Here is a 6000-nt window from a genome sequence, read left to right on the forward strand (position 1 = left end):
CATGAATGGGCAGAAGGGACAGGGGATGATACCCCCGTTGGAGCGTCTGGACCTGTCGCTATCCTGTCGCAGGCATGCTGCGACCGCACAATTCCGTGCCGTATGCGACGGTACCGCGAGACCAGCTTCGGCGCTCCGCATGACAGCCATGGGTCGCCTTGAAACGCCGCGGGGCCGTACCACTGTCGTGATCGGCCCCGCGGTACCACACACCTGGATCAGCCCCTGGCCGGCAGCGCCTCGGGCACGGCATCGACCAGCGGCGGCAGTTCGCTTTCGCGGCCATCCAGCGCCAGCTTCAGGCGGTTGCGGTCCAGCGCCCCCTCCCAGCGCGAGACCACCACGGTGGCCACGGCATTGCCGATGAAGTTGGTCAGCGAGCGGCATTCGCTCATGAAGCGGTCCACGCCCAGGATCAGCGCCATGCCGGCCACCGGCACCTCCGGCACCACGGCCAGGGTGGCGGCCAGGGTGATGAAGCCGGCGCCGGTGACGCCGGCCGCGCCCTTGGAGCTGAGCATGGCGACCAGCAGCAGGGCAATCTGATGGCCCAGGGTCAGTTCGGTGTTGGTGGCCTGGGCGATGAACAGCGCCGCCAGGGTCATGTAGATGTTGGTGCCGTCCAGGTTGAACGAGTAGCCGGTCGGGACCACCAGGCCCACCACCGACTTGCTGCAGCCGGCGCGTTCCATCTTCTCCATCAGCGACGGCAGCGCCGACTCGGACGAGGAGGTGCCCAGCACCAGCAGCAGTTCGGCCTTCAGGTAGCGCGCCAGCTTGAACACCGAGAAGCCGCACAGGCGGCAGACCAGGCCCAGGATGACCGCCACGAACAGGAAGGCGGTGAGGTAGAACGAACCCACCAGCCAGGCCAGGTTGATCAGCGAGCCAACACCGTACTTGCCGATGGTGAAGGCGATTGCGCCGAAGGCACCGATCGGCGCGGCCTTCATCAGGATGTGGACCAGCTTGAACACCGGGGCGACCAGCGCCTCCAGGAAGTTCACGATCGGCTTGCCCTTCTCGCCCACCGATGCCAGCGCGATGCCGAACAGCACGGCCACGAACAGCACCTGCAGGATGTTGCCATCGACGAACGCGCTGAGCAGCGTCTTCGGGATGATGTCCATCAGGAAGCCGACCAGGGTCAGGTCATGCGACTTCTCGACGTAGCTGTGCACCGCGGTCTGGTCCAGCTCGGCCGGATTGATGTTCATGCCGGCGCCAGGCTGCACCACGTGCGCCACGATCATGCCGACGATCAGCGCCAGCGTGGAGAAGAACAGGAAGTACGCCATCGCCTTGGCGAATACGCGGCCCACCGTGCGCAGGTGGGTCATGCCGGCGATGCCGGTGACGATGGTCAGGAAGATCACCGGTGCGATGATCATCTTTACCAGGTTGATGAAGGCATCGCCGAGCGGCTTCATCTTCTCGCCGATCAACGGTTCGTAGTGGCCGAGGATGGCGCCCAGGACGATCGCCACGATCACCTGGAAGTACAGCTGGCGATAGATCGGCAACGGCTTTGCAGGCACCGGTGCTGCGGTCGGGATGTGCATGGCGGACTCCGGAAGGGGCGTTTTCAGGCACGTACGGCCCCGGGACTGCACGGGAACCGTTACCGTGGAAACTGACCGCAGGCCCTGTGCAGCACGCGCAGGGGGTGCGACCAATGGACGCCTTTGTACGCGCCGGGCACGCTGGCGCAGATAACCTATTGGTACTAGCCCCCCGGTTCAGGTGGCCGCGGTGCCTACACTGGCGCCGCACCGCCCGATCACGGGGAGGCCGGTGGCCCGAGCTGAACGGCCGGGCGCGTCATTGCGAAAGTTCCGGCCCTTGCGGCCGTTGTTGTCCTGTCCACACGCAATCTGAGAGAGCCGCACCCAACATGCGCCCGATTCCCACCTTGCTGGCCCTGTCGCTGGCCGCGCTTCCCGCCTTCGCTTCGGCTGCCGATTTCGACAACTGGCCGACCAAGTACGCCTTCGGCGACGGCACCGAGCTGGCCGCTACCGCCAACATCGCCTACGACTACAACGATTTCTCCTCGGGCAGTGGCCTTGAGGACGACGACGCCGTGCGCCGCAAGGAGTTCGGTGCGACGCTGAAGAAGAAGGGCGTCTACGACGCGATGGTCTATTACGACTTCCAGTCCGATACCTGGCTGGACGTGTTCGTGCGCTTCGAAAGCAAGGCCTTCTTCGGCCGCGACATCGGCCGCTTCCGCTTCGGCTACATGAAGACCCCGGTCGGCCTGGACGCGAACACGTCCTCGCGCGCCGGCAGCTTCCTGGAAACCGCGCTGCCGGTGCAGGCCTTCTACGCTGGCCGCCGCACGGGTGTGGAATGGGTGCTTGAGCGCCCGCAGTACCTGCTGCAGGCCGGCGCCTATGGCGGCAAGGACCTGCAGGGTGACAACCCGGGCACCACCCAGGCCGTGCGTGCGGTGTGGACCCCGGTGAAGGCGCCGGGTGACGTGATCCACCTGGGCCTGGCCTACTCGCAGGAAAATCCGCGCGGTTACAGCGATGGCCGCGACGTGCACCACGAGGCCAGCGCGCGCCTGCGCGCACGTCCGGAAGCCGGCCTGACCGACATCCGCTATGTCGATTCCGGCGCGCTGGTCACCGCCGACCAGATCCGCCGCACCGGTCTGGAAGGCATCTGGATCCGCGGCCCGTTCTCGGTGCAGGCCGAAGCCCTGCGCGCCACGGTCACCCGCCATGACGGCAAGCCCGACTACACCGGCAGCGGCCAGTACGCGATGGCGAGCTGGGTGCTGACCGGCGAATCGCGCCCGTACAACGCCGGTGCGGTGGCCAACATCAAGCCGGCGCACGACTACGGCGCGGTGGAACTGGTGGCCCGTTACAGCCGCATGGACCTCGACGATGGCAGCATCCTCGGCGGCCGCCAGCACGACCTCACTCTGGGTGCGAACTGGTACCTGACCAGCCACTTCAAGTTCCAGGCCAACTACGTCAAGGTCGACGCCAGCCGTCGCGGCGTGCACAGCACGCCGGAGATCTTCGAACTGCGCGCGCAGATGCACTTCTGACCCCTTCCACGTCAGATCCCGGCGGGCGTGCACGCCACGCCCGCCGGCCCTGCGTAGACTGCCGCCATGTACTGGCTCAGCCGCCACCGGATGCTGTTGCTGACCATCGCGGTGATGGTCGGCGGCACCGTGCTGTGTGCGGTCGCCGCCGGCCACTACGCCTGGCGGCGCGCCCTCGGTGAGGAAAGCAGCCAGGTACAACGCCAGCTGCAGTTGTATGGCCAGGGCCTGCAGCAGCGCATCGACCGCTTCGGCACCTTGCCGCAGGTACTGGCACTGGATCCGGATCTTCTGCACGCCCTGCGTGTGCAGCCCTCGCCCACCGAACGGCAGCGGCTGAACCTCAAGCTGCAACGCGCCAATGAAGTCACCCGTGCCTCGACCCTGACCCTGGTCGGTCACGATGGCGTGGCGGTGGCGGCGAGCAACTGGGACCAGCCGACCACCAACGTCGGTGAGAACTACAGCTATCGTCCCTATTACCGCCAGGCGCTGGCCCAGGGCCGCGGCCGCTTCTACGGCATCGGCATGACCACCGGCGTGCCCGGCTACTACCTGTCGCAGGCCATCGAGGAAGACGGCAAGCGGCTCGGCGTGGTGGTGATCAAGGTCGAGCTGTCGGCACTGGAGCAGGAGTGGCTGAGCAGCCCTGACGTGGTGCTGGCCAGTGACGACCACGACGTGGTGTTCCTGGCCAACCGTGACAGCTGGCGCTACCGCCTGCTGCGACCGCTGGGCGCCGATGAGCGCCGCGAAATGCTGGACGCCCGCCAGTACGCCGATCGCACCCTGCAGCCACTGCGCGCACGTACCGAGGATGTACTGGCCGATGGCGGCCGCATGGTGCGCCTGCTGGATCCGGCATTGCCGCAGCCGATGCTGTGGCAGAGCCTTGCGCTGCCGGCCGAAGACTGGAACCTGCACCTGCTGCACGACGCCAGTGCTGCCACCGCCGCCGGCCGTGCGGCCGCGCTTACCGGAGGTGCCGCATGGCTGGCGCTGGGCTTCCTGGTGCTGTTCATACAGCAGCGCCGGCGCCTGGCCAAGCATCGCCTGCGCAGCCGCCGCGAGCTGGAAACCCTGCTCAAGCAGCATGCACAGGAACTGCGCACCGCACAGGATGGCCTGCTGCAGGCCGCCACCGATGCCGACAGCGGCCTCAGCCGCAGCCTCGAACACCTGCCGCAGGGCGTGGTGGTGATCGACCGGGACCTGCGTCTGGTCGCATGGAATTCGCGCTACCTGGAACTGTTCCGTTTCCCGCTGGACCTGGTGCGCGTGGGGCGGCCCATCGAGGAACTGTTCCGCTTCAACGCACGCCGTGGCCTGCTCGGTCCCGGCCCGGTCGACGAGGCCATCGAGCGTCGCCTCAACCACCTGCGCAGCGGCCGTCCGCACATGCGCGAAAGTGAGAAGGACGACGGTACGGTGCTGGAAATCCGCGGCAACCCGCTGCCCGACGGCGGTTTCGTCACCAGCTACGCCGACATCACCAGCTACAAGAATGCTGCACGCGAACTGCGCTCGCTGGCCGATGCACTGGAACACCGCATCGCCGAACGTACCCACGACCTGGACGAAGCACGCCGCGAGGCCGAACAGGCCAACCGCTACAAGACCCGCTTCGTCGCCTCGGCCGTGCACGACTTGCTGCAACCGCTCAACGCAGCACGCATGTTCGTCTCGGTGCTGCGCGGCAAGCTGAGCGATCCGGCGCAGCAGCAGACCAGCGATCACATCGACGCTGCATTGGCCGCGCAGGATGCGATCCTCAACAGCCTGCTGGATATCGCGCGGCTGGAATCGGGCAGCCTGCCGACCCGTGTGCAGGCGTTCCGGCTCGGGCCGCTGCTGCAGACACTGGCGCGCGAATTCGGCATCGCCGCGCAGTCACGTGGCCTGGTGGTGGACTGGGTCGATACCGATGCGGTGGTGGTCAGCGATGAAGCGCTGCTGCGCCGCATCCTGCAGAATTTCCTGTCCAACGCGCTGCGCTACAGCGAACGTGGCCGCGTGCTGCTCGGCTGCCGCCGCCGCGAGGGCCTGCTGTGGATCGAAGTGCACGACCAGGGCCCCGGCATTCCCGATGCGCTGCAGGGCGAGATCTTCGAGGAATTCCGCCGCCTGCACGACGGCCAGCAGCGCGGTGCCGGCCTTGGCCTGGCCATCGTCGACCGCATCGGCCGCCTGCTCGGACATCCGATCCGGCTGCGCTCGCAGCTGGGCCAGGGCAGCGTGTTCGCGGTGGGCGTGCCGTTCGGCGACGCCAGCGCGATACCCGCCACCGCGCCCGCGCCGGTGCTGGCGCAGGAACCGGCGGCGGACAACCCGCTGCGAGGGCGCCGTGTGTGGGTGATCGATGACGATCCGCACGTGTGCGCGGCCAGCCGCGCGCTGCTGGAGCGGTGGGGCTGCGAGGTGCTGCTGGCCGATGGCCCGCAGGCAGCGCTGCAGTTGGCCACGACGGCAACCGTGCCGGAGCTGGTGCTGCTGGATGTGCGCATGGGTGACCACCACGGCCCGGTGCTGTACGAGACATTGGCAGAGCTGTGGCGGGCCCGCCCGCCGGTGGTGCTGGTCACTGCCGAGCGCGATGCGGGATTGCGTGAGATGGCTGCCGAGCGTGGCTGGGGAATGATGGCCAAGCCGGTGAAGCCGCCGGCGCTGCGGGCGCTGATGAGTCAGTTGCTGATCCGGCATCGCGGGTGATTCCAGCCAACGGCGCAGCCCCTCGTGGGTGGTGCCTGGTTGGTCGTGGAAAGCAGAAGCCGTGGGTGGGGCGGGGGGGGGGGGGGGGGGGGGGGGGGGGGGGCCCGCCCGCCCCGCCGCCCCCCCCCCCCCCCCCCCCCCCCCCCCCGCCCCCCCCCCCCCCCCCCCCCCCCCCACCGGCCTCTGACAGATTTCGGTGGCCTGCCACCCACGGAGAAGAAAAAGAA

At 68.0% G+C, this 6000-nt stretch carries 3 protein-coding genes; 2 read left to right on the top strand and 1 reads right to left on the bottom strand.

Features of this window, described 5'->3' with window-relative positions; all coding sequences use genetic code 11:
• Window positions 1–218: 218 nt before the first annotated feature.
• Window positions 219–1562, bottom strand: a complete 1344-nt coding sequence (locus V3B48_RS17335; RefSeq protein ID WP_032129107.1) for a dicarboxylate/amino acid:cation symporter — start codon at window positions 1560–1562, stop codon at window positions 219–221.
• A 332-nt stretch (window positions 1563–1894) separates the two neighbouring features.
• Here V3B48_RS17335 and V3B48_RS17340 point away from each other — a divergent pair, with 332 nt between their 5' ends.
• Together V3B48_RS17340 and V3B48_RS17345 are read left to right on the top strand one after the other, a co-directional pair.
• Entirely contained in the window at window positions 1895–3064 is a 1170-nt protein-coding gene (locus V3B48_RS17340) for a porin (RefSeq protein ID WP_071228137.1), read from the top strand.
• A 66-nt stretch (window positions 3065–3130) separates the two neighbouring features.
• A complete protein-coding gene (locus tag V3B48_RS17345) occupies window positions 3131–5773 on the top strand; it encodes a PAS-domain containing protein (protein WP_329894135.1) in 2643 nt (880 codons plus the stop codon).
• Window positions 5774–6000: the final 227 nt, after the last annotated feature.

It is taken from the genome of Stenotrophomonas sp. SMYL20 (assembly GCF_036320045.1).
GTDB lineage: Bacteria > Pseudomonadota > Gammaproteobacteria > Xanthomonadales > Xanthomonadaceae > Stenotrophomonas > Stenotrophomonas maltophilia_A.

Coding starts and splice junctions, on each gene's coding strand:
- V3B48_RS17335 (WP_032129107.1), bottom strand. CDS start 1,562: ATGCACATCCCGACCGCAGCACCGGTGCCTGCAAAGCCGTTGCCGATC.
- V3B48_RS17340 (WP_071228137.1), top strand. CDS start 1,895: ATGCGCCCGATTCCCACCTTGCTGGCCCTGTCGCTGGCCGCGCTTCCC.
- V3B48_RS17345 (WP_329894135.1), top strand. CDS start 3,131: ATGTACTGGCTCAGCCGCCACCGGATGCTGTTGCTGACCATCGCGGTG.